At 53.7% G+C, this 23039-nt stretch carries 21 protein-coding genes, 1 tRNA gene and 3 rRNA genes; 14 read left to right on the top strand and 11 right to left on the bottom strand.

Going from position 1 to position 23039, the window contains the following annotated elements:
- Nucleotides 1–52: 52 nt before the first annotated feature.
- Complete coding sequence (locus METFOR_RS02815) at nt 53–1159, bottom strand: endonuclease/exonuclease/phosphatase family protein (RefSeq protein WP_158491342.1); 1107 nt, start codon at nt 1157–1159, stop codon at nt 53–55.
- Between the two features lie 173 nt (nt 1160–1332).
- On the opposite strand from METFOR_RS02815, the gene METFOR_RS14415 reads away from it, so the two are divergent.
- On the top strand, nt 1333–2424 hold the full coding sequence (locus METFOR_RS14415) for an ATP-binding protein (RefSeq protein ID WP_148277576.1): 1092 nt from the start codon (nt 1333–1335) through the stop codon (nt 2422–2424).
- A gap of 54 nt (nt 2425–2478) precedes the next feature.
- Here METFOR_RS14415 and METFOR_RS02805 read toward each other — a convergent pair whose 3' ends face one another.
- Nucleotides 2479–2736, bottom strand: a complete 258-nt coding sequence (locus METFOR_RS02805) for a hypothetical protein (RefSeq protein ID WP_015284583.1) — start codon at nt 2734–2736, stop codon at nt 2479–2481.
- 34 nt (nt 2737–2770) lie between these two features.
- Here METFOR_RS02805 and METFOR_RS02800 point away from each other — a divergent pair, with 34 nt between their 5' ends.
- The 4 genes from METFOR_RS02800 to METFOR_RS02790 all read left to right on the top strand — a co-directional run bounded on the left by METFOR_RS02800 (nt 2771) and on the right by METFOR_RS02790 (nt 4668).
- Nucleotides 2771–3253, top strand: a complete 483-nt coding sequence (locus METFOR_RS02800; RefSeq protein WP_083883388.1) for a radical SAM protein — start codon at nt 2771–2773, stop codon at nt 3251–3253.
- 35 nt (nt 3254–3288) lie between these two features.
- Nucleotides 3289–3576 carry a hypothetical protein gene (locus METFOR_RS02795; RefSeq protein WP_048110773.1) on the top strand — a complete coding sequence of 96 codons (288 nt, stop codon included), beginning with the start codon at nt 3289–3291 and terminating at the stop codon, nt 3574–3576.
- Nucleotides 3540–3779, top strand: a complete 240-nt coding sequence (locus METFOR_RS16175) for an SPASM domain-containing protein (protein WP_083883450.1) — start codon at nt 3540–3542, stop codon at nt 3777–3779. The genes METFOR_RS02795 and METFOR_RS16175 overlap by 37 nt, the downstream gene beginning before the upstream one ends.
- A gap of 109 nt (nt 3780–3888) precedes the next feature.
- Nucleotides 3889–4668 carry a helix-turn-helix transcriptional regulator gene (locus METFOR_RS02790; RefSeq protein WP_015284582.1) on the top strand — a complete coding sequence of 260 codons (780 nt, stop codon included), beginning with the start codon at nt 3889–3891 and terminating at the stop codon, nt 4666–4668.
- Here METFOR_RS02790 and METFOR_RS02785 read toward each other — a convergent pair.
- The gene (locus METFOR_RS02785) at nt 4658–5509 is read right to left on the bottom strand and encodes a UbiA family prenyltransferase (RefSeq protein WP_015284581.1); all 852 of its coding nucleotides are present in this window, start codon (nt 5507–5509) and stop codon (nt 4658–4660) included. The genes METFOR_RS02790 and METFOR_RS02785 overlap by 11 nt on opposite strands.
- 183 nt (nt 5510–5692) lie before the next feature.
- Between METFOR_RS02785 and METFOR_RS02780 the strand changes: the two genes are divergently transcribed.
- From METFOR_RS02780 to METFOR_RS02765, 4 genes are all read left to right on the top strand, one after another.
- Entirely contained in the window at nt 5693–6001 is a 309-nt protein-coding gene (locus tag METFOR_RS02780; protein WP_015284580.1) for a hypothetical protein, read from the top strand.
- An 84-nt stretch (nt 6002–6085) separates the two neighbouring features.
- On the top strand, nt 6086–7309 hold the full coding sequence (locus tag METFOR_RS02775) for a C13 family peptidase (RefSeq protein ID WP_324602934.1): 1224 nt from the start codon (nt 6086–6088) through the stop codon (nt 7307–7309).
- 102 nt (nt 7310–7411) lie between these two features.
- A complete protein-coding gene (locus tag METFOR_RS02770) occupies nt 7412–8779 on the top strand; it encodes a radical SAM/SPASM domain-containing protein (RefSeq protein WP_158491341.1) in 1368 nt (455 codons plus the stop codon).
- A gap of 187 nt (nt 8780–8966) precedes the next feature.
- The gene (locus METFOR_RS02765) at nt 8967–10829 is read left to right on the top strand and encodes a hypothetical protein (protein ID WP_015284577.1); all 1863 of its coding nucleotides are present in this window, start codon (nt 8967–8969) and stop codon (nt 10827–10829) included.
- Between the two features lie 225 nt (nt 10830–11054).
- On the opposite strand, the gene rrf is transcribed toward METFOR_RS02765, so the two are convergent.
- The 5 genes from rrf to METFOR_RS02740 all read right to left on the bottom strand — a co-directional run bounded on the left by rrf (nt 11055) and on the right by METFOR_RS02740 (nt 17110).
- Nucleotides 11055–11176, bottom strand: a 5S ribosomal RNA gene (gene rrf / locus METFOR_RS02760).
- Between the two features lie 117 nt (nt 11177–11293).
- Nucleotides 11294–11365: transfer RNA gene (locus METFOR_RS02755), tRNA-Cys, on the bottom strand.
- Between the two features lie 84 nt (nt 11366–11449).
- Nucleotides 11450–14371: ribosomal RNA gene (locus METFOR_RS02750) — 23S ribosomal RNA — on the bottom strand.
- Between the two features lie 226 nt (nt 14372–14597).
- A 16S ribosomal RNA gene (locus METFOR_RS02745) occupies nt 14598–16064 on the bottom strand.
- Together the 16S, 23S and 5S rRNA genes with 1 tRNA gene alongside form the textbook arrangement of a ribosomal RNA operon.
- 626 nt (nt 16065–16690) lie before the next feature.
- Nucleotides 16691–17110: an alpha/beta fold hydrolase gene (locus tag METFOR_RS02740; RefSeq protein ID WP_148277574.1), complete on the bottom strand. Its 420-nt coding sequence runs from the start codon at nt 17108–17110 to the stop codon at nt 16691–16693.
- A 146-nt stretch (nt 17111–17256) separates the two neighbouring features.
- On the opposite strand from METFOR_RS02740, the gene METFOR_RS16040 reads away from it, so the two are divergent.
- Nucleotides 17257–17391, top strand: a complete 135-nt coding sequence (locus METFOR_RS16040) for a hypothetical protein (RefSeq protein WP_267878662.1) — start codon at nt 17257–17259, stop codon at nt 17389–17391.
- A gap of 44 nt (nt 17392–17435) precedes the next feature.
- On the top strand, nt 17436–17789 hold the full coding sequence (locus METFOR_RS02735; RefSeq protein ID WP_052310740.1) for a hypothetical protein: 354 nt from the start codon (nt 17436–17438) through the stop codon (nt 17787–17789).
- A gap of 14 nt (nt 17790–17803) precedes the next feature.
- Here the strand turns inward: METFOR_RS02735 and METFOR_RS02730 are convergent, their stop codons facing one another.
- From METFOR_RS02730 to METFOR_RS15225, 3 genes are read right to left on the bottom strand one after another with little or no spacing between them, the layout of a single operon-like run.
- Nucleotides 17804–18580 carry a winged helix-turn-helix transcriptional regulator gene (locus METFOR_RS02730; protein WP_015284576.1) on the bottom strand — a complete coding sequence of 259 codons (777 nt, stop codon included), beginning with the start codon at nt 18578–18580 and terminating at the stop codon, nt 17804–17806.
- Nucleotides 18581–18587: 7 nt separating this feature from the next.
- Nucleotides 18588–19265: a hypothetical protein gene (locus tag METFOR_RS14410; RefSeq protein ID WP_015284575.1), complete on the bottom strand. Its 678-nt coding sequence runs from the start codon at nt 19263–19265 to the stop codon at nt 18588–18590.
- Between the two features lie 48 nt (nt 19266–19313).
- Nucleotides 19314–19520: a hypothetical protein gene (locus METFOR_RS15225; protein ID WP_148277573.1), complete on the bottom strand. Its 207-nt coding sequence runs from the start codon at nt 19518–19520 to the stop codon at nt 19314–19316.
- Nucleotides 19521–19523: 3 nt separating this feature from the next.
- On the opposite strand from METFOR_RS15225, the gene METFOR_RS02720 reads away from it, so the two are divergent.
- From METFOR_RS02720 to METFOR_RS02710, 3 genes are read left to right on the top strand one after another with little or no spacing between them, the layout of a single operon-like run.
- Nucleotides 19524–20441 (top strand): ABC transporter ATP-binding protein, encoded by a 918-nt coding sequence (locus METFOR_RS02720; protein WP_015284574.1) that lies wholly within the window; start codon nt 19524–19526, stop codon nt 20439–20441.
- A 5-nt stretch (nt 20442–20446) separates the two neighbouring features.
- Nucleotides 20447–21562: an ABC transporter permease gene (locus METFOR_RS02715; protein WP_015284573.1), complete on the top strand. Its 1116-nt coding sequence runs from the start codon at nt 20447–20449 to the stop codon at nt 21560–21562.
- On the top strand, nt 21559–23031 hold the full coding sequence (locus tag METFOR_RS02710) for an NEW3 domain-containing protein (RefSeq protein WP_015284572.1): 1473 nt from the start codon (nt 21559–21561) through the stop codon (nt 23029–23031). The genes METFOR_RS02715 and METFOR_RS02710 overlap by 4 nt, the downstream gene beginning before the upstream one ends.
- Nucleotides 23032–23039 lie beyond the last annotated feature (8 nt).

Genomic DNA, 23039 nt, shown 5'->3' with positions numbered 1-23039 from the left:
GATATCAGGGGCCGGGATTACAGGCCCCGCCCCTGCTACCCGAAACCGATCCTCACAACCTGAAATCTGCCCACACGGCCCCGTGGTCCGACGCTGCATCCGACCATTTCGTGACCGAGGGGTATTCTGTCTCAACAGGAACTTTTCCTCCGGAACCTTTTGTCATCTTCTCGAGGTTGTACATCCCGTTCCGGACAACCCCTGCCTTCACGAACCGGTCTTTTAGGGGTTTTGAGACCAGGACGTAATCGATCTGTTCGAACGCCTTGTAGTGGTAGGTCCACCGTTTTGCCATATCGTTGCCGAACTGAAGTGAGAGGACATCGTAAAGATCCGGTACAGACAGCAGGGGTTCCAGCTGCGGGCTGTCCGGGGTGTCGTTGAAATCACCGGCAACCACGACCCAGTCATGCTGCAGGTCGTACTTTGCCAGGATCCCGGCAACAGCGACTGCCTGTTCTTTCCTCCGCTTGTCGGCGGTATTGTTGCTGTCATACCCTTTGCTTTTCAGGTGGTTGCAGACCATGACAAGCGACTGCTTATCGGAGATACGGACCTCATACTCGGGGGCATCGCGGCTGAAGATCTCACTCCGTCCCTTTTTATCGAAGATATGGGTATGGATCGCTCCGAGGGGGAATTTGCTGTACAGCCCGACATCGATCCCCCGGTCATCGTTCCCGTCCATCAGCATGTCGCAGGCATAATGCGATTTCAGCATCTGCGCATCGAACGCTTTGAGGGTCGGGCGGTCCTCTGCCTCGACAATACACAGGACGTCCGCCTTCAGATCGCGGATCACCTTTGCGGTGTTTTCCCGGGTAAGTTTGTCGAACGGGTCCGGCTTGAAATTTATCTCGCCGTCCCAGTCATCCCCTCTTCCGTTTGCCTGGACCCCGGTGATCTTCTGGCCCTTCCGTGAGAAGAGTTTTCCCCGGTTCTCCCGCACTTCTATGAATTTCCAAAGCTCGCCGGTGTACATCTCGAATATTTTCTGTTTGTCGTTGTCCGTGTACACGTTCTTTTCAATAGTGTCCTTGAATTCCTGGATCTTCTGGAGTACCTTGTCTACATTGTCATGGTTCTGGTAGTTGAGGGCTTTTGCACGCTGGAAAAGATTCTGGACATTGAATGACCCAATTCTCAATGAATCTGCCATATCATTCATCCCAGAGCGATGCCTCCGGCGGACCATCCTCCTCCGGGCATCCTGCTCCGGAGAGCTATTGATCGCTCAATATAATAAATAATTATTGTAAAAACCGCATATTGCCGCAGTTCCGGTCGAACACGCTTTTCCGGGAGGTTTATGAACAGCTTCCGCTCATCTTAATGAAACGAATGCAAAACAACCATAATCCCCTCCATCCCCCAACGCATAAGCGGAAACCGGACACCAACTGCGATACCCGGTTCGAAGACCTTGCTGAGCTCCTCCCCCAGATCGTCTTCGAGCTTGATGAAGATCTCAGGTTCACGTTCTTCAACTGGAGCGCTATCGATATCATCGGGCATGCCTACGACGAGCAGGCAGAGGACCGGGCCGGCATCTTCGATATCGTCTGCGAGCCCGACCGGGAGAAAGTCAGGTCCTTTTTCACCCGCATCCAGCAGGATGTGACCAGCGGCCATATCGAGTGCTGCATCACTGCTCACGACGGCCGGAAGATCCCGGCCATCATCTACGCCTCGCCGATCATCGGGGAGAAGCGGATCGCAGGGGTCCACGGCGTTATCGTCGATATCTCGGAGCAGGCCCGGCTCGAGAAGGCCCTTGCGCTCACCAACCAGAAACTGAACATGATGAACAGCGTGACCCGGCACGATGTGTTGAACAGCATCACCGGCGTCCTCGGGCTCTGCGATATGCTCGCTGCAACGACAACGGACCGCGATGCAAAAGAACTCGCTGCCGGTATCCGTGACCAGGTCGTCAGGATAAAAGACCAGATCCTCTTCACGAAAGATTACCAGAGTGTCGGTGTGAAAGCACCACAATGGCAGGGGCTCTGCCAGTGCGTCAGGGACGCGGCAGCGGCAGTCGGGAGGGAGTCGATCCATATTCACCTGCCCGCAAACGATGCCCGGATCTATGCGGACCCGCTCTTTGGCAGGGTGTTCTACAACCTGATCGACAACAGCATCCGGCACGGGGGACCGGTCCGGAACATCGCGGTGGAGACGGAGACCGTCCCGGACGGGAGCCTCATCATCCGCTACCGGGATGACGGGTGCGGCATTCCGCCTCATGAGAAACAGAAGATCTTCGAGCAGGGATACGGCAAGAATACCGGTTTCGGACTGTTCTTTATCCGTGAGGTGCTGGCTATCACCGGTCTTGCCATTCGGGAGACCGGTGAGGTCGGAAAGGGCGTTGTGTTCGAGATCACGGTGCCGAAAGAGACGTGGCGCGTTCCCGGATAATAGAAAGATCTGCGGGTGAATGTCCGTTTGTCGGAATATCCCCCACTCAGGAGATCACATCCCTTCGTTTGGAGGCCGGGGAGCTTCCTGTTTATTGCCATAGAGATAACTGGCAATACAGACGACGACGAGGATCACGACGGCGATGCTGATCCGCATAAATTCCTGCGATTTTCTTGCGGCGGCCTGCGCCATCATCTCGGGCGGAGCATACATGGCAGTGGACAGCAGGAAGGCATAAAAACCAAAGAGCAGAATGCCCAGAAAGCTGAGGATACAAACCGATTTCGCTATCCGGGCTCTGTTAACCATACATTAATATGAAAATATTTAGTATAAAACTATAATGAGCAGTTCTTTTCTCCGGAGATTACAGGTCAAGGCCCTTACTGCAGGGTTCAGCACCATGCAACGATGGGGGAAGACACCGCCACCAAAGACCGTGATATGGGAGTGTACCCGGGATTGCACGATGGCATGCATCCACGGCGGGGCATCGTCGGGGTGTGATACTGCTGGGGATGAACTGTCAACGGCGGCGATATCGGGAATTGTCCGGGACCCTGCAGGTCTTGGCGTGAGAAGGTTTCTCGTTACCGGAGGCGAACCGCTCTTACGTGCAGATCTCCTCGATGTCCTGGAACTGGCAAAAAAAGGGGGCATGGAGACGGGATTTTCCACAAACGGGCTGGCAGTATCGGAGGCAAACATCGGGAGAATTGTCCGGGTTGCCGCCTCGGTGCAGGTCAGCGTGGATGGAACCGAAAAGACCCACGATGCCCTGCGAAAGACCCCCCGGGTGCATTCTCTGGTGCAATACAAGCCCTGAAGCTGCTGAAATCCCACGGCTGCCGCCAGTCCTGCATGACCTCCATTATATCGCCCCTGAATCTCCCCGAGATTGGGGATCTTTACGACATCGCAAGGGAGAATGCCGATCTCTGGAGGGTCGGGACGGTGATGCCGGTTGGGAGGGCTGCAGGAAATGCTTCACTCTTCTTATCGGACGGTCAGTTGCGATCACTCCTCGATTTCATCACCGGGAAGATTGAGGACCGCGTCCCGATTCTCATAGGGGATAATCTTGGCTGGTTGGGAAAAGACTATGATAGGAAATCCACCGGCTGGACTTCTTCTTCTGTGGAGCCGTAATCATCGCCGGAGACCTGCGAAAGGAGACGTTCGAGAAGATCTGGGAGCAGGGATCTTTCCCCTGCCGTAACGAGGGACTTCCTCACATCTCCAGGGAATGCCGGGAGTGTACGGTACTGGATCTCTGCAGGGGAGGGTGCCAGGTGATGTGGTTGGGAGAGATACACTGCACAAAGGAACGGGTGAGTCATCCTGCATGGTGAAATTTCTCTCCATGTTGCCGAATTTAAATTATCTAAATACCACATAGAAATTATATAATGCCAACATATCTACAGTAAACATTAAGATTACTATTAATAATTATCATATATGTCCGATCTCCTGGCTGTCACAACATCATCGGAAAAACGGAAGAGACTTCTCCTCTTTCTGGCTGCTGGCCCCCGAACCTGGGACGAGATCAAGGACACACTGCATGTAACTGCAACGGGAATCCTCCCCCAGATCAAGATTCTCGAGGACCAGAAACTGCTCTGCAGGGAAGGGCGACAGTTCTATCTCACCGAGACCGGGCAGCTGATCGTCCGGTTCCTCGGACCATTTGACGGCGCACTTGCCGTTCTGGGACAGCAGAGGAAATTCTGGGAGGATCATAATATCCATGCACTCCCGGAAGAGTTCCTCCTGCGTATAGGGGAGCTGGAAAAGATCCAGATTATTGAGTGCTGTGTTGAGGATAGCTTCGAACCCCACACAGAGTTCATTGCATCCCTGCAGCAGGCATCCCGGATCAAAGGAATTTCCCCTATCGTGCATCCCCGCTACCCAAATCTGTTCCTGAACCTGGCAAAAGAGAATAAATCAATCTCCCTTATCCTGACAAAAAGTGCATTTGAAAAGATCAAACGAGAGTATTACAATATGTTGATGGAGGGCCTCGGTTATGCGAATGCCAGCCTGTTTATCTACCCGGACGACATTCATTTCGCCTATATCGTAACGGATTACTGTTTTTCCATCTCATTCTTCCTGAACAACGGATTGTTTGATTCAAAACAGGACCTCATCTCGACAAGTAAATCAGCACTAAGGTTCGGGGAGGACCTCTTCACATTCTATCAGAACCGGTCTGAACGGCTCAATGCGTAATGGCAAACCGGATAAGAACGGTTACCGGGGCTTCGCAATCGATTAATGAGATCCGGAGATTCCTCATAAGCCAGGAGACAGAGGTTTCCAGTGCGCTAGAATAGAAAACGAGGATTAGACATGTGGTCAGGGAACTGACTGTTAAGATAACAATTTCTTGAGATAATAATCCAAAGGTCATAGACAGAGCAACGAGAAGATGGATGAAAATGAAAATACCGGCAAGCACGAGACGGGTGTTATTCTCTCCAAGGACCACGGGCAGAGTCCGGATTCCCGCACTCATATCACCTAATGTATCTTTCATGTCGTAAATCACGGAATTGATGAACAATTTCCCAAAAAAGAAAAGGAAAACCACCAACACTGACAGGATACTGACATCAGAGCCTGCAATAACCATGGCGATTGTTCCCCCCCATGTCAACCCTATCACCAGGTTTTTCCCGCCGAGACTGCCCTTGAGCCTCAACCGGAGGTTACCAATTCTGATCCCTTTCGAGTACAAGTATCCAATGAAAAATGGAATAAATGGGGCTACCCAGATATTCCGCGAACAGAATAATGCAGTGCCGGTAATGAATGCCACAAACGTTACAGCAACTCCGATATCCCTTCTGGCATGTGCGTAATCCGTACGGTTTATCTTATCTTCGCTGGAAGCGAACACACGGTCCAGTGTGTATGTAGAATAAATTACCAACCCGGCGGCAAAACAGGCCAGACAATCTGGCGGCAACCCTGCAAGGAGAAACGCCAGATAAAGGCGGGCACTGCCAGAAAGAGCCGTCAGGCAGGATGCATTAAGGAGAGCAGCAGTCGCCGATAATCTGTAGTCCACATAGTAAACACATACGATGAGGAAAATATTACAACTGGAGAATAATTTTTTTATCGGATGATAAGATTAACACAACAAGGAAGTCCTTTTAACAAGACGAAAGCCCCTTTACAGGTTATAATATATTTTTAATTTCCCTATGGTCATTCCTCCATGGACATCTGTCCTTTTGGAGGTGTTGTCATGAAAAAAAATGAAGTGGAGAGTCTGATTCTGGAACAAATGCTGGGAAACAAAAGGGGGGTTAATGTCCACCTGAATCCCACAAAGCTTGCGCAAAATACTGTAATTAAGAACTGGACAGATGAGATCAAACCCCCGACCAATGATCCCATCAGTGACTTCTGGTTTGCATTCATCGACCATAGCCCGAATGCCAATTTCGAGCATCCCGTTGACTATGTCTTCATCAATGATAAGACAGGTGAAAAGCATGTGGTCCACGGAACAAGCCCTCCGGACAATCTGAAAAATCTGGAGAAGATCATGTGAGGGATGGCTATGGAGAAATACGCATTACTTGTATCCGGGGGTGTAAACGCTTCATCCAACTATGGGAGGTATCTCAATGACCTTATGGAGATCTACAAAACCCTCGTAACAAAGTGTGGTTACCCGAAAGCAAATATCACTGTTCTCTATGCCGATGGAAGCCCGCATGATCTCGATGGAGATGGTGCAAGCGAGATCAGTGCCTCGGCCACAAAGGCAAATCTCCTGAACGCATTCACTACCATGAAAACAAAAGTCACGGCCAACGACCTCTTCTTCTTCTACTCAACGAATCATGGCGGGCAGGTTACGACCGGCACGAACAAAGCCAAACTCTGGCTCTGGAATGCTGAATTCATACAGGATACTGAATTTGCTGTTTGTCTTGACGCGATGTCCTACAAGCTCGCTATCCTGACCATGGAGCAGTGTTACAGCGGCGGATTCCTTGATAATCTCCAGGGGGCCAACCGGGTTATTGCAACGGCCTGCCGTTGGGATCAGGTATCATGGGCATGCGACTCGCACGGTAACTATGATGAATTCGTCTATCACTGGACAGCTGCTGTCAGAGGCCAGCAACCCGACGGTACAGTTGTCGATGCGAGCGGAGGCGACGGCAAGGTAACGTTAAAGGAGGCGTTTGACTATGCCAAAGCCAACGACAGTACTGCGGAGGAGCCACAGTACTACGAGAATCCGGCAGGTATCGGCAGCCAATACACGCTATGCGGGCCGTTAACTATTATCGATACCTGTGGCAGTTATGCACGCCATCTTTGTCTTGTACGGGATGGTAGTATCTGCACACCAATAAGCCGGATCATCCGCTGCATTCCACTCTCCCGCATCATACCGGACTGTATACCTCTAATCCGTCACACATGCACTCCGCTCTCTCGGTTCCTATGCACACCGATCAGCCGGTTAATTGGCCCTGGTTGTCCTTCGCGGATAATCGCACCAATCTGTCAGCCGCTTAGTAAAATTATTCCAGAATTCACGGAGACGGCAACCTGCACAGCCAAACAATTCGTTCAGCCACCCTGTGGCCGGCATGTACGTCTACCTGACGATATGACAGTAAGAATCCGTCCCGAAGAACTTGTCATGACACAATATAACGAGGTGAAATCATCCTACATCCAGACTATCCAGGACATGATGAGCTCGGGATATTCCAATGATGAGGTAGCAGACACTCTGGAGAACCTTGCGGTTCAGCTCCAGGAGGATTTGGCGGATATACTCAATTCTGCCCAGCAGTTGAGAGCATCCAACAGGCATTTCAGCCGCCTTACACGCTGATTTCAGTGTTCCCGGTGCAGCCGGCCAACGGCTGCACCGCATCTTGGAGGTGTTATGACTACCAAAAATGGTACTGATACGGCCCGATATCTCCATATTTTTATGATTGAAGGACAACGGTATGCCGTTGATGGAAACAGCGGTGTTTTTTTCAAACTAGACGAGATTGCTGCTGAAGCCTTGAGTCTGGCAGTCACCGGGATTCCACACGAAGATATTAAAAAACAACTCAGCCAGACGCACGATCCCGAGAAGATCGTAGATACTCTTGTCGAACTCGACCAGATCATAGCAGATGGCATAGTATTTGGACCGGATCCGTTTTCTGGAGATTCCCTGATTGCAGATACCGGTATCAGTACCATATGTCTTATTGTATCGCAAGACTGCAACCTCCGGTGCCCCTATTGTTATGCTAAAGAGGGAACGTTTGGTCGGAGCCGGGGATACATGTCACCGGAGATCGCTGAACATGCTGTGGATTTCCTTATTCAACAATCCGGAGCAATCCGGGAACTCGGCATCACGTTCTTTGGGGGGGAGCCGCTCCTGAATCTCGATACGATCAAACACACTGTTGAGTACGCTAGGAGAAAAGCTACCGCAAACCATAAACAGGTCGGATTTTCCATGACAACAAACGCAACACTCCTTACACCCACGGTCCAGAAATATATCTTGGATAACGATATCGGTCTGATGGTGAGTCTTGACGGGCCACGGGAGATCCATGACTCGATGCGTCATTTCTCTGACGGGCGAGGTTCACACAATATCGTGCAAAATAATCTCATGAATATCCTTAAGGATCAAAATCGCATTCCGGTAGCGGTCCGAGCAACCATGACGCGGGATTGCATGGAGCTTGTCCAGATTGCCGAACATCTTTGGGAGACCGGGAGTACGGATGTGGCGGTGGAGCCCTGCTTGGATCCATCAGGAACGTTGGGAATCAGAACTGAAGATCTGGATATAATAAAGAGTAAATATCTGGAACTGGCCCGGATATATCTGAATTCTGCATGTAGTGGCCGATATGTCCCATTCTACCAGTTTGAGGAGTTCGCATCACGTGCCGGAAGGATCAGCCTCCGGCCCATTTCCTGCGGGGCGGCATTAAACTATCTGGCGGTCTCTGCTGACGGATCCCTGTACCCTTGCCACAAAATGATTGAGATAGATGATTACCGGCTTGGGGATGTTTATACGGGGATAACGAAACCCGAAATCGTCGAGAAAATACGGAACCTCCGGCCCAAGTCTCTGGAAAAATGTTCCGGGTGCTGGGCAAGGTATATCTGCGGGGGGGGTTGTCGTGCTCATTCTCTTATATTCAACCAGGATATTACCAAACCCTGCCTGTTTGACTGTGAGATGAGCCGGTATTTCACTGAACTTGGCGCCTTCATCTTCTCGGAACTGAACAGTTACGGAGATATCACTGCCGGGGGTGGGGAAAGAGGACATTGATGCAAGGTGATCTTCAGGATCGAGAGTTGTAATGTAGTGTGGAGCACCCTGTATCAATTGCGAGAGTGATTTTCAGGGAATCTCCGCATTGTCATCTTCTTGATCCGGAAATTCAGATCAAAGGCCCGACTGTTAATGCAGATGGGCATGACGAGATTATGAATATGAATACAACCGGGGGGAAAACATGAAAGAGGCGAAATACTCGATTAAGGGAAAGATCCCTTCTGAAGCGTTCAGGGCGCTTCCTACCGGCATCACGATGAAAGTATATGCTGTGAGAGACCGGAAAGTTATAGGATCCTCTGCAGTTGAAAAGGATGGATCATTTATCATTATCTACTCGTATGATGTCTTCGAAAACAAAAAGAAGACACTTGCAATCGCTCCTGCTTTGATTTTTGGTCCGGATCTGCCTGGAGATCAGATTCTCCGGTATAAATTTCCAAGAACATCACTTCTGCCGAAGGATTTCTCAGCAAAGGATGAGACATTTACCATATCTGTTTCCACAGCCATAATTGGAAAGATAGTAAAAAGCACATACGTTAAGGAGTATATCGTACCATGGTTGAAACACTTTTTCATTGAATGGCGCCCTTGTGTCCATGTACTCGGATGCTCAAGAATTAATGGATCTCTCTGTTATGACGAAGAGCCTGTTTCCAAAGCTCATGTACGGATTTATGAAATCCGTATACCTTATGTCAAGCCATTAGGTACTAATAAGATCAAAGAGACCGTGCTGGTTGCTGAAGGAGATACCGATATCTACGGTTACTTCAGAACAACCATGAGGTATTCCCTCTGTATATTTCCGATTCACCTACGTCTCGGGTACGTGGTTGAGGTTGGGTGGATTGTTGATGGTGTTTTCCAATCTGTATACAAAGATCCGGACACCAAATTACGAAAACTCGAATCTGATCTCTGTGAAGATATCCATATCGACAAATGGAAGGTGATCTCACCGGATATTCCGGAGATCCTGACAGGTAACGTATTCAAATTCGACCACATTGGAAACATTCCAGTAAAATATCTTTATACAGATCCGACTAAGCCGTTCCACGGGTATGCCAATACAACAGGTGCAACGGACAGTGCAACCCTCAAAGTTGTCGATTCAGCGTTCTTTGGAATTATAAAATTTTATGCCAATATCGGGGATGGGATCAAGGATATTGTCAAATTCTATCGGATCAAGTGTTCCTATGAACTGGATGGTTCGGTAGTCGAATCTTTCATCCGCGTGCCTTTTTATTGTGTCCGTGAATCCACTATCGCAGAGATCCCCGCTTCAGGATTTTATAAAACCGAATACATGGGCCCTGATGGAGATCTCTACACATATCCCAATCCGTACGATACTGCCCCAGATAAGGACTGGGTATACAAAGGTCTGGTTTTGGTACTTGATACAAGAACGTTGCCCCGGACCTACGGAAAATTTACATTCACGCTGGAGCCCCTGAAAGCGGATAAGATAACACCAATAATCGTAGACAACCCGGCCGATTTGAGTTGTACATTACTTGTTGATAATACTGCACCCGATGGATCTATCGGCGAGATCACAGGACCCGTAGGATCAGCAACTTCATGTGGATTCGTAAAACTGCCATTTCAGAGAACTGAATCCCGGATATGTGATTATGAACCATCACCCTATTCAAGAAAGATTGTAAGAGGAACGATTACAGTATCCTTCACTGCAACGGACTTCCATAAAAATCTCTATGCGCTAGAGATTAAAGCAAAGTTTGGGAACTCGCAGTGTGATTCTCCTGTTATTATTGTCGGTCCAGGAATGAGACCACTGAAAAACGGATGCTCAGGAACTGCTGAATACCAGCATTATAATGATGTTCCTCCAGCAGATCATCCTTCGTGGGAAGGTCGTACGGATTATTGCGGAAAGAGCCCGGAACGAGACTGGGATGTATGCGCATATGAATTCAGTCTTATCATCTATAAGAGACTGACAAACGGGGAGGTTGCATATCCGTGGTGGCAGTATTCAAAATTCATCACCATCATCGAGAGTTAACTAAAAGCAACAGAGGGTCATCAGATATAAATCCAGCAAATTACCGGTGGAATATTTCAGTTTATTTTTCTTTATTATGAAATGCGTTCACTTAAAATAATGAATATGCGTTACGCAGGCCGCGGACCTGCCGGTATCCGTGTAAACGATACAATAACAATTTTTGAACGAAAGCATTCGCTCGTTAGAGTAACTTTTCGAGAACAGTCGTGTAAGAAGGAAAGGTGATTGCAGCTTGGTATGGTTCCCGGGGACTCGCGTACCTCAGTACAGCATACTACGTGTGTCAGCTTAACTGCTGGGTTCGGAATGAGACCAGGTGTTTCCCGACAGCTATGGCCGCAATCACCACATGTTGTTTGCTTTAGATGCTTTGTAACGGAGGGCGGACACATTTGGTCGACTTGGTCGAAGAACTGCAAGCAGTTCTTCTCCTCGTCGATGTGCTGACGCACATCTCCGAAAGCCAAGGTCCGGATTTGAACCGGAGTGTAGTTGATCTGCAGTCAACCGCGTGGCCGCTCCGCCACCTTGGCAGCCGTGTAGGATGATACCCTATCCTGTATGTCAGGATAGAATATAAGGTTTGCACTCAGAATTTCGTCTGGGTTTAACGTGGTGAGCACTAGTGTTTGGACGTTAGTACTTGCGGACTGAACACGTCGTTGCCTTCGTGCGTACATCCCAAGCCTATCAAACGAGTCTTTTACTCGTGTCCTATAGCGGAGTCTCTTTTTAGGCCGGGTTTCAAGCTTAGATGCTTTCAGCTTTTATCCCTTGGCGCGTAGCTGCTCGGCACTGCCCTGTCGGACAACCGATCGACCAGTGGCGCCGAATGAAAGTTCCTCTCGTACTATTTCATTCTTACCCTCAGACTCCTAACACTCCTGATAGATAGTAACCGACCTGTCTCACGACGGTCTAAACCCAGCTCACGATCCCCTTTAATAGGCGAACAACCTCACCCTTGGCTGCTGCTGCACAGCCAGGATGGAAAGAACCGACATCGAGGTAGCAAGCCGCCGGGTCGATATGTGCTCTTGCCGGCGACGACTCTGTTATCCCCGTGGTAGCTTTTCTGTAGTCAATAGCCCTCACCAAAAGGGCATATTGGTTCGTTAGACCCGAGTTTCCTCTCGCGATCACTTGCTATGCGTGATCGCGTCAGGCCAACTTATGCTCTTGACACTCTTCTGTGAGTTTCTGACTCACATGAGTTGACCTTGGGGCACCCTTGATATTTTTTCGAGGGTGTGGCGCCCCACCCAAACTGCCTACCTACCGGTGTCCTCGTTAGAGTGAGAACTACAACAAAACTAGGATGGTGTCTCATCGTTGACTCCCCGTCACCCGAAAGTGACGGATATAACGTCTCCCATCTACACTGCGCAAGAATTATCGTAATTCAGCGACAGGCTGCAGTAAAGCTCAACGGGGTCTTCACTTCCCATCAGGAGTCCCTAGTCTCTGCACTAGGACAAAAAGTTCAACGGATATGTGTTAGGGACAGTATCGCTCTCATTAATCCATTCATGCAAGTCGCCAATTAAGCGACAAGGTACTACGCTACCTTAAGAGGGTCATAGTTACCCCCGCCGTTTACGAGTCCTTCGTCCGGTTGAACCCGGTATTCAGATACTCGCACTGGGCAGGAATCAGTGACTATACTAGTCCTTTCGGAGTTGCAGTCACCTATGTTGTTATTAGACAGTTAGAGCGACCCGGTCACTGCGACCTGCCTGATCTCCAGGCAGGCACCCCTTATCCCAAAGTTACGGGGCCAATTTGCCGAGTTCCCTTAACTACATTTAAATCCGACACGCCTTCACCTCTTCAGCGAGGGGCACCTGTGTCGGTTCTCGGTACGGACATGTGATTCCCTTTTCATGGGTTCCGGAAATTTGCCGAGTTACCCCATCACGCTTTCTCCCCGTTCTCACCATTACGGTACTCCAGGGGATTATACGCTTGGACGGGATGACGGTCCCGCTTGGCATATCCCGAAACGTCAGGGTCTTGCGACTAAAAACCACATGGTACAGGAATATTAACCTGTTTCCCTGTCGGTACGTTCGAGTTACGACGTACCTTAGGACCGACTAACCCTCGGCTGACGAACATTGCCGAGGAAACCTAGCCCCTGCGGCGGATGGGATTCTCACCCATCTATGCTTCTACTAGTGCCAGAATTCTCATCACTACGCGGTCCACTGGAACTTACGCCCCAGCTTCTACCCACGCAGAGCGCCTCCCTACCAGATCACCTTTCGGTGCTCCGTGGTCTCTGTAGTAGGCTTTAGCCCCGTCCATTTTCACCGCCCTAAATCTTGACTGGTAAGCTGTTACGCACTTTTTAAAGGATAGCTGCTTCTGAGCTCACCTTCCAGTTGTCTTTGACCTAGGACCAATTTCAGTGTTTACACTTAGCCTACATTGAGGGACATTAACCACGGTCTGGGTTGTTTCCCTTACGCATTACAAGCTTACCCCGTAATGCGGACTTCCGACCATCTAGGGTGTTGGGGAGTTTGGAGTTTGGCAGGGGGGTGAGCAGTTTCCCGCCCAGCTCCCCCAATCAGTGCTCTACCTCACCAACGACCTCCGGTCAGGTCATGCTGCGACATGTTTAGGGAGGAACCAGCTGATGCCGGGCTCGATTAATCTTTCACTCCTATACGCAGGTCACACCAATGATTTGCATATCAATACGGCTTGCGGTCCTCCACGCAACTTTCGTCACGCTTCAACCTGCCCACGCATAGATCGCTCGGCTTCGGGTCTTATCCTGCTGACTCCACGCACTTTTAATACGCCGTCCCACGCATTGCTGCTACGGACTTGTTGGTTTCCCTTTGGCTTCCCTTGTGGGTTAACCTTCGCCAACAGAATAAACTCTCTGGCCCGTTCTTCAAAACGTACGTTACGACCCTGGCAACCATACCCGTACTACCGCCTCGCGACGGGTTCCTTCGCATGGAAGATCCTTTCGGGCCGCAACTCGCGATCTCCTGCCAATTTCAGGCGCTTTTAACCACCTTTTCAGGGTTACTTTTCAGCTTTCGCTCACGCTACTAATTCGCTATCGGTTTCAAGGTGTATTTAGCTTTGGAGGTTGATGACCCCCTAATTCACGCGAGAATTCCAACCCGCGTTACTCGAGACACCACCTGGGCCTGTCTGCTTATGCGTACGGGACTATCACCCTCTGTAGTGTGCCGTTCCAGGCAACTTCCGCTTCACATCCAGGCCCGTACGGTGGGCTATGACACCACATTTCCCTTGCGGGATTCGGTTTGAGCTCTGTCGTGTTCGCTCGCCGTTACTAACGACATCTCGGTTGATTTCTCTTCCTCCCCCTACTGAGATGTTTCAATTCGGGGGGTTCCCTATCCTTACGGATAAACACCGAAGTGTTGGGATGTCCCATTAGGGTATCTCCGGATCACAGATTCCTTGCGTCTACCCGGAGCTTATCGCAGCTTGGCACGCCCTTCATCGGCACTTGAACCGAGCCATCCAATGGCAGGATTATACTAATGCTCCGCTAAACCCATTTAACGTCCTGAGTGCAACCTTTACACGGCCTCGAAGAGTCATTGGTTTGACTCTCAGCCCTTCCCTCGTGATTCACATCTCGAGGTGCATCTAAACCGGCTCACCGGGATTCGAACCCGGTCATTCGCCCCAATTTACGGCGACTGAACCTTTCTTGTCGACATCGGCAACTTTACAGTTTGTCTAGCAACCGCGTTTCCCTGAAATTTCGTTAGGAGGTGATCCAGCCGCAGATTCCCCTACGGCTACCTTGTTACGACTTAACCCCCCTTGCAAAACCTAGATTCGACCGCCGCAGATACGACGGCCTCATCAAGACCTCACTCGGGTGGTTTGACGGGCGGTGTGTGCAAGGAGCAGGGACATATTCACCGTGCCATTTTGAGACACGATTACTACAGATTCCAGCTTCATGTGGGTGAGTTGCAACCCACAATCCGAACTAAGGGTGGGTTTAGGAGATTGCCTTCACCTTTCGGTGTCGATACCCATTGTCCCACCCATTGTAGCCCGCGTGTAGCCCAGTTAATTCGGGGCATGCTGACCTACCGTTGCCCATTCCTTCCTCCTCTTTAGCAGAGGCGGTCCCAACAGTGTCCCCACCATCCCGGAGGACGAGCTGGCAACTGTTGGCGTGGGTCTCGCTCGTTGCCTGACTTAACAGGATGCTTCACAGTACGAACTGACGACGGCCATGCACCTCCTCTCAGCTAGTCAAGTAGAGTCTTCAGCCCGACTATCATTCAGCTGTCTTAACTGGTGAGTTTCCCGGCGTTGAGTCCGATTAAACCGCAGGCTCCACCTGTTGTGGTGCTCCCCCGCCAATTCCTTTAAGTTTCAGCCTTGCGACCGTACTTCCCAGGCGGCACGTTTCACGATTTCTCTTCGGCACCTCGGTAACTCGTGGTCACCGATACACCTAACGCGCATCGTTTACAGCTGGGACTACCCGGGTATCTAATCCGGTTTGCTCCCCCAGCTTTCGTCCCTCACTGTCGGAGCCGTTCTGGTGAGGCGCCTTCGCCACAGGTGGTCCCCCAAGGATTACAGGATTTCACTCCTACCCCTGGAGTACCCCTCACCTCTCCCGGTCCCTAGTCTGCCAGTATCCCTGAGACGCCTTCCGGTTGAGCCGGAAGATTTCCCCAGAGACTTAACAAACCAGCTACGAACGCTTTAAGCCCAGTAATAGTGGCCACCACTCGAGCCGCCGGTATTACCGCGGCGGCTGGCACCGGTCTTGCCCGGCCCTTTCTTCACCAGTTATTTAAACTGGTGGACAGCCCGATTTAACGGGCACTCGGAGTTCCCCTGTCACGGTTTCCCGCATTGCAAAGTTTTCGCGCCTGCTGCGCCCCGTAGGGCCTGGATTCGTGTCTCAGAATCCATCTCCGGGCTCTTGCTCCCACAACCCGTACCGATTACAGGCTTGTTGGGCCGTTACCCCAACAACAACCTAATCGGCCGCAGACCCATCCTATGGCGGCGGACCTTTCGACTACAGAGCATTCCAGCATCCATAGTCTATAGGGTATTATCCCCAGTTTCCCGGGGTTATCCCCTTCCATAGGGTAGATTGTCCACGTGTTACTGAGCAGTATGCCGAGGTCTTGCACCTCTCGACTCGCATGGCTTAATCGAACTCCGATAGCAGTGGCCTCTGGCAGGATCAACCAGAATTCACAAATATACGCACACTATCTGAACTTTCTAAGGAATTGAGCGGTTACTAAACAAATTTCCGCATTGCCAATGCCAACGTCAGAACCAACTCCGGTCATGCCGGGTATTGTTGGATCTCCATCAAAGAGAATTTACGCTTTTATCGTCGTGTTTGTTGTATCAAACACAGGCCTATAGTGTAGGTTGCGGTATTATTTATACCTTGTTGCCTGCACATTTTTTACGTCGGAAAACGACATTCATCGATCGCTTTCCTCCGCGTCTCTTCAGAACCGACACCGCCCGCAGGCCGTTTTCGTCGGTTCGTCACCAGAATTTGTGGATCACATTATTGCACACCCGGACATTTAAGGATTACCCCTAGGACAAGGCAGGATTTTCCGCGCATATTATTGACGGAAAATTATGTCCCGCACATATACCGCCATTTTGGCTTGTGAAATACAGTTCTCACCCATTTTGGCTGTTTCGCTATCGTCCAAGCATAGTTGGTGAACAGCAGGGGGCGCATGCATGCAAACGGCTTTTCGTGCCATTTCCGGAAAGAGCGCGGGGAACCCCGTACTGCATTCCCGACGGTACGGCGCGCTCCAGGGATTTGGAGGCCCCGTTCGGGCCGCACATTACGCCCACCCTGCTTCCAGCATCACCCGGTAAAACCGCTGAGGCTGTGTGGCCATCGGCACATGGGATGTCAGGAGTTCGAGATACCTCCACCCTCCCTCCGCTGCGGTCTTCTGCTTTGCCACCCTTGTGACCGGTGCAAACTCGCTTTTTGAACAGCGCACGTAGGTCTTTTGGATCCCTCGCAAGGCATGGGGATCAAACGTGATCTTCTCTACGTAAGCCGCGGCAGCTTCCAGCCCGGTAAACGAGAGCGGATTGACCCCTCCTTTGTCGAACTGGTCAAAGAGCGACTCTCCCGGGTCCGGCAGGGCTGCATCGACATAAACCAGCCGGCGGATTCGTCCAGACATCCGCGCTGCAATACCGGTTATTACCATCCCGCCATAGCTGTGCCAAGCGAGAATCTCGTTGCTCACGTCCTCATCTTCTAGGAGCGTGCAGACCTGCGGTAATGGATTTTATAGATTCTCGGGATCATTCGCCCCAGTCCCGGGAAATTAAAACCGGATCGCCCCTGCCCGACCACCAAGCACATCCCCGACCCTGACAATCTCCCAGATATATGCCCGATTTTAGGCGCCGCCCGAATACGATCACAACCACCTACCGGCTCAGGACGCCACTGCCCAATATCAGCGCGTTTGGTGCCATCGCCCGCAGGCTTGCATACGACAACCCGCTCGGCTGTACCCGCTAGCCGTCCGGAGACAGGGCCATCCCCCGGTCAGAAAGGTCCGGGAGATGTACACGGAAAAGTTCGAGTACCGGAACGAACGCGGGAAACGGATCGGCACGACCATCGAGATGTACGATTCCGAGGAAAGCTACGAGACCGACACCGCGGCGGTCATCTCGAACATGGCCAACATCGCCTCCCACCGGGGGAAGCCGAAGCACCTACCAGAAAAAGACCTCTTTTCCGTGACGCTCCAGTGCCACGACCCATCGGGCGAACTATATTACCTGAACATCGCCCGGGACCGCTTCTCCCTCTCGTCCTACCACGACGTAAGGATCCGGGAGAGGGTGGAGGCATGGGCGGCAGGGGTGCCGGAACTGGCCGGACCGGACCGCCGGCCCGGGCCGAAAGAATAAGAGGGGGGGGACGCTTACGCGTGCCCGGTTGCGCCCGGGCATTCGCCCAGCGGGACCGTGGCAGGAACCTGGACGGCCCGCATAATATATCCCGCCACCGGTGTCGGTATCTCGTACACGGAGGTCCGCCCCTCATGGCGGGCATGGACAATCCGGTCTTTTTGCAGGCGCTTCATGTGCCACGAGACCGACGGGCCGGAGATCCCCGCCGCATCGGCCAGGTCCTGCCGGGTGGCCAGCGGCCGCTCGACCAGCACGCGGAGGAGGATCTTCGTGGTCTCGTTCCGGAGGTGCTTGAGGATCAGCTGCTCGTCAGCGCTGTACGTCCCGCTGTTCTCGTAGTACCGGACCGAGGCCGCATCGCCACTCACGGCGATCTTGTGGGTGTTCTGCAGCATGCCCAGGTGGTACCGGAGGGTGCCCATCTTCAGGTCCATCTCGGCCGCAAGGCCCCGTAGGTGAATCCCCGGGTTGTGGCAGATGTGCTCGAAGATCCGGGCGCGGAGGCCCTGGTCGAGGACGTTTCCCCCGAAGACCCGCCGGATCCCCAGCGCGGCCCAGAGTTTGATCGCCAGGAAAACTTCCGGGGGGAAGAGGAAGAAATGGGCGATCAGCACCCAGAGCGGCAGGGCAAAGAACCCGACCGGCGCCGGCACCCGCGCCGCAGCGTCCACCGGAACCGGGCTGTCGTATCCCGACGTCACGGTATACTCCTGGGCCGACACCAGGGGAGCGGCGAGAACCGCGAGGAGGAGGGCCGAAAGGAGGAAGCGGACGGCGACAGGTCTCATGGGTACCTCATGCGGAATAGGTGTTCAGGGTATACGGGGTGTAGTCCTCGCGGCTGTTCTGGACCCGGAAGAACCAGGTGCCGGCGGTCACGTTCAGCCGGCTGGCGATGTCGAGGAAGATCCGCCCGTCTTTCCGGCCGTCCGAGGTGTCGGTGTAGGGCCCGAGGGTCGCGTCCGGGGCGAAGACCGTGAGCCCGAGATCCTTGTTCTTATCCCTCCAGTCAAGGTCGATCCACTCGTGCTGCTTGCCCTCCGGCACGGTATCCGCATAATAATTAGCCGTTGCGGGAACTACGGCAAACGACTGGTGGTTGGTGAGGAGGGGGGCACTCTCCTGCGCGACCGCAATGCTGTTGATCGCGTACGATTCATTTCCTTCAGGTTCCCTGTTGGTAAGGGTGTACATGTACGGAGAGCTCGCGTTCACCGTAACGGTTACGACACCGCTCAGGGGATCTTCTGTAACGAATGCCCGGTTGATCTCGGAGACATTCCCTATCGCGTACGCGACCTCCACCGGCCCTTCCTGTCCGGGACCGGAGATGTTGGTGAGGGTGACCCAAACTGTTCCGCTCTTCTGATTTGACATGACAGGAATGGAGACCTCTCCTGACAACGCGGATGCCGGAAGGGCGGCAGCTGCCAGAATGAGGAGGCAGATCCCTGCCATGAACCGGAAATTCATAATAAAATATCCGGTTTTGGGGATAAATAAGGTATCTGGCACAACTGTCTACACGTTTTTTCGTGCGGGCGTGGGTGAAAAACCGGAAAACCGCAGGGCCCGGGCCAGCGCGGGCCGGACCCGGTATTTGAGCGTTCCGGCACACCCCTCTTCCTGTGGCCCGACCGGTAGAGGCTTGTGCGAGAACTCCTTTTTATACAGGGGTCGAGCCTTGGGGCATCCGTTCGGCCGGGACATGCCCCGGTCGGGGTGCATACCATGATTCAACTCGAACACCTGACAAAAGTATATGACAAAATCCGTGCGGTCGACGACCTGACTGCGGATATCCCCGACGGGGAGATCTTCGGCCTTTTGGGCCCCAATGGCGCCGGGAAGAGCACGACCATCCTGATGCTGGTCGGCCTCATCGAACCGACCGGGGGTCGGTGCCTGATCAACGGCCTCGACACGGTCCGAGATCCCATTGCCGTGAAGCAGCAGGTCGGGTACATGCCCGAGGACGTGGGGTTCTATGCAACGCTCAGTGCCGAAGAGAACCTCGCCTACTTCGGGGCCCTGTACGGCATGGACCACCGGACCTGCCGAGAGCGTATCGAAGAACTCCTGGATCTCGTCGGCCTTGCCGGCGTCGCCAAGACGGTCGGCGGCTACTCCAAGGGGATGCGCCAGCGCCTCGGCCTCGCAAAGGCCCTCCTCAACGACCCGAAGATGATCATCCTCGATGAGCCGACCGCAAACCTCGACCCCCGGGGCGTTGCCGATTACCGGAAGATCGTCACCGGCATTGCCCGGGCCGGGACCACCGTTGTCGTCTCCTCCCATATCCTCGAAGAGGTGAGCCGGGTCAGCACCATGGTCGGGATCCTCTCGGCCGGCCGGCTCGTGGCGCAGGGCTCCTGGAAGGACCTGGCAGCCGACCTTGCCGGAAAAGCCGGGGAACCGGTGACCCTCCATATCGAGACCCGCGACCCGATGCCGGAGTTCTCGCACCCGGACATCGTCGATGTAGGGTACGAGGCCGACCGGTGCGGGGCCGTGATCCGTGCCCGCTCCGACATCCGCGATGCGGTGGCCGAGATGCTTGCGCTCCACAATGTCCGGATCCGGGGCCTCTCCTGCGAAGGCATGACCCTTGAAGAGACCTTCCTCTCCTACTACCGGGTGGCGGGGTGAGGGCGATGGCGCAGGGCAGGCTTGCTACGGTTGCAAAAAAGGAGCTCTTCGACCACCTGAAGAGCCGCAAGTTCCTCCTCATCTTCGGGATCCTCCTCGTCATCGCCATCGTCGGTATGATCGGCGGGATCACCGAGTACAACAAGGCGCTGGACAGTTACAACAAGCACCAGTCCACCATCGACTCCCCGCTCTCCAGCTACATAGCCCAGAAGCCGTCCATCCTCTCGGTCTTCGCATCGGTGGCCACGTACCTCGTCTTCGTCGGGGCCATCCTCGGGATCGCGATGGGTTTCGACCTCGTATCGAAGGAGAAGGAGAGCAAATCCCTAAAGATCCTCCTCTCGCACCCGGTGTACCGCGACGAGGTGATCAACGGCAAGGCGCTGGGCGGCATCGCAGCCCTTGCCGGGGCGCTCTTCGTGGTGCTCTTCATTGCGCTTGCCACCCTCCTCATCTACGGGATCGTGCCGGACGGGAGCGAACTGGTCCTCATCGGCATCTTTGCGGCAGTCTCGTTCCTGTTGATCTTCTCGTACTTCGCCATCGCCCTCTTCATGTCGACCGCGATGGACGAGAGCGGGCCGGCCCTCATCTACACCATCATCGTCTTCATCCTCCTCTCGGTCCTCGTCCCGACGCTCGCCAACGACACCGTGATGGAGAACGTGGTCGGCAGCCAGCCCGAGCTCCCGCAGGAGCTCCTCGACCAGATGCAGCGGCCGGCCGCCACCAACGTGACCGACGGATCGTTTGGCGTTGTCTTGGACTCCATCCCCAACGCGGGCAGCAACCGGGCCTGGGACGAGTACAACGAGCGCGTCCAGGCCTACTGGGAGAAGCGGCAGATGGTGAGAGACACCTGCGCCCTCTTCTCCCCCACGATGGACTACCAGGCGGTCACCTCCGCGCTCACGTCCACCACCACCATGACCCCGGATATCCTGCTCTCCACCAGGAGCGGCGTGGCCACCTCGTTCACCGTAGCGTCCGTAGGCAACGGGCCGGCGGTTGAGGATATCTTCGGGAAGATCCTCGCCAATATCGTGGCCCTCCTGCTCTTCCCGGCAGTATTCTTCGGCCTGGCGTACCTGCGGTTCATGCGGCTGGATGTCCGATGACAACGAGAGCCGTGATGAAGGGGGCCGGGGGGCCCCTCCTTCTCGCCGGTCTTATCGGCGCTGCGATCCTCTGTATCGTCCTCCCCCAGCCAGCGGCCGCCGACTTTACCTCGTCGAAGGACACCTACGTCACAGTCTCCTGCGATCTCCCGGGCCAGATCGTCGAGGCCGGGGAGACGGCCACCTTCAGCCTGAAAGTGACGAACACCGGCATGGACAACAACAAGAAGCTCTGGTACGAGTCCTTCGATACGGTGAAGTACGACTGGGAGATCCGGTTCATGGACGGGGATACCGAGATCAACAAGCTCTCCCTCCCGTCCGGGGGGTCGAAGACCATCACCCTCTCCGTGGAGACCAACTCCGACACGCCGAAAGGCGAGTACTCCGTCCGCCTCCATATCGGGGACGGGTGGTACTGGGTATACGTGACTGTCTCCGAGACGCACGCGGGGGAGAAGGGAACCCTCAAGCTCAGCGTCGTGGACAAGGACGGGGAGAAGATCAAGGGGGCGAGGGTGACGCTCGTGCGCGATGCGGACCACGCCATCGCCGACCAGGTGATGAGCACGGCCGACGGGAAGGTGGCCGCCGACGTCGAACCCGGGCGGTATACCCTGAAGATCGGGCGCGACGGGTACAAGGAGGTCGAGAAGAAGGACGTCCGGATCAAGGGCGGGATCACCACCGATGCCGGGACCGTGATGCTGGAGAAGGCCCCCTTTGCTGCCGAGGTCACGGTGAACTCCCCGGTCCTTTCGACCACGGCCGACAAGAAGCCCCGCTTCGAACTGACCATCCGGAACATCGGGAAGAGCGACGATACCTTCCGCCTCGGGACCGGGACCGTCCCGCCGGGCTGGTACGTGCGGTACGAGGCAAAGGCCGCACCCGGCACGGATATCTCCGAGATCTTCATCAAGAGCGGGGAGGAGAAGGCGCTCGTGGCCGAGGCGATCCCGCCGTACGACGTGCCCGTGGGCGACTACCCTGTCCCGCTCGTCATCGACTCGTCCCAGGACACCTACCAGGAGAACCTGACCGCGAAGATCAAGGGCAACTACGAGATCAAAGTCTATACCGAGAAGTACCAGTATCCCGTGAACAAGGGGGAGTCCCTCTCCTTTAAGATCCGGCTGACCAATGCCGGTAATGCCGGCACGCTTACGAACGTGAAGACCACCGTCTCGGCCCCGGAGGGGTGGAACGCCCAGGTCACCCCGGAGACTATCGCCGGGATCGCCCCGGGGGAGTCGGCGGACGTGAACCTGAAGATCGTCCCGCCGGGCAACATCGTGGCCAGCGAGTACAAGATCTCGGTGAAGGTGGCGTCCGACCAGACGGAAGCAAAGGACGACTTCCGCATCCAGGTGAAGGAGCAGTCGCTCGTGGCGGTGCTGGGGGTTGTCCTGCTGGTGTTCATCGGGGGCATCGTGTACTACATGTTCCGGAAGTACAGCCGGCGGTAAGGGTGCAC

The organism is Methanoregula formicica SMSP (assembly GCF_000327485.1).
Taxonomy (GTDB): domain Archaea; phylum Halobacteriota; class Methanomicrobia; order Methanomicrobiales; family Methanospirillaceae; genus Methanoregula; species Methanoregula formicica.
This window is presented reverse-complemented; position numbering and strand designations above follow the sequence as displayed.

Bases quoted from the DNA above. Each gene is read 5' to 3' on its own strand.
- METFOR_RS14415 (WP_148277576.1), top strand. From the start codon at position 1,333: ATGAAACGAATGCAAAACAACCATAATCCCCTCCATCCCCCAACGCAT.
- METFOR_RS02735 (WP_052310740.1), top strand. From the start codon at position 17,436: ATGTACACGGAAAAGTTCGAGTACCGGAACGAACGCGGGAAACGGATC.
- METFOR_RS02715 (WP_015284573.1), top strand. From the start codon at position 20,447: ATGGCGCAGGGCAGGCTTGCTACGGTTGCAAAAAAGGAGCTCTTCGAC.
- METFOR_RS02805 (WP_015284583.1), bottom strand. From the start codon at position 2,736: ATGGTTAACAGAGCCCGGATAGCGAAATCGGTTTGTATCCTCAGCTTT.
- METFOR_RS02795 (WP_048110773.1), top strand. From the start codon at position 3,289: ATGACCTCCATTATATCGCCCCTGAATCTCCCCGAGATTGGGGATCTT.
- METFOR_RS02770 (WP_158491341.1), top strand. From the start codon at position 7,412: ATGATTGAAGGACAACGGTATGCCGTTGATGGAAACAGCGGTGTTTTT.
- METFOR_RS02720 (WP_015284574.1), top strand. From the start codon at position 19,524: ATGATTCAACTCGAACACCTGACAAAAGTATATGACAAAATCCGTGCG.
- METFOR_RS02780 (WP_015284580.1), top strand. From the start codon at position 5,693: ATGAAAAAAAATGAAGTGGAGAGTCTGATTCTGGAACAAATGCTGGGA.
- METFOR_RS15225 (WP_148277573.1), bottom strand. From the start codon at position 19,520: ATGCACCCCGACCGGGGCATGTCCCGGCCGAACGGATGCCCCAAGGCT.
- METFOR_RS16040 (WP_267878662.1), top strand. From the start codon at position 17,257: ATGCCCGATTTTAGGCGCCGCCCGAATACGATCACAACCACCTACCGG.
- METFOR_RS02815 (WP_158491342.1), bottom strand. From the start codon at position 1,159: ATGGCAGATTCATTGAGAATTGGGTCATTCAATGTCCAGAATCTTTTC.
- METFOR_RS02710 (WP_015284572.1), top strand. From the start codon at position 21,559: ATGACAACGAGAGCCGTGATGAAGGGGGCCGGGGGGCCCCTCCTTCTC.
- METFOR_RS02790 (WP_015284582.1), top strand. From the start codon at position 3,889: ATGTCCGATCTCCTGGCTGTCACAACATCATCGGAAAAACGGAAGAGA.
- METFOR_RS02800 (WP_083883388.1), top strand. From the start codon at position 2,771: ATGAGCAGTTCTTTTCTCCGGAGATTACAGGTCAAGGCCCTTACTGCA.
- METFOR_RS02765 (WP_015284577.1), top strand. From the start codon at position 8,967: ATGAAAGAGGCGAAATACTCGATTAAGGGAAAGATCCCTTCTGAAGCG.
- METFOR_RS02775 (WP_324602934.1), top strand. From the start codon at position 6,086: ATGGAGATCTACAAAACCCTCGTAACAAAGTGTGGTTACCCGAAAGCA.
- METFOR_RS02730 (WP_015284576.1), bottom strand. From the start codon at position 18,580: ATGAGACCTGTCGCCGTCCGCTTCCTCCTTTCGGCCCTCCTCCTCGCG.
- METFOR_RS14410 (WP_015284575.1), bottom strand. From the start codon at position 19,265: ATGAATTTCCGGTTCATGGCAGGGATCTGCCTCCTCATTCTGGCAGCT.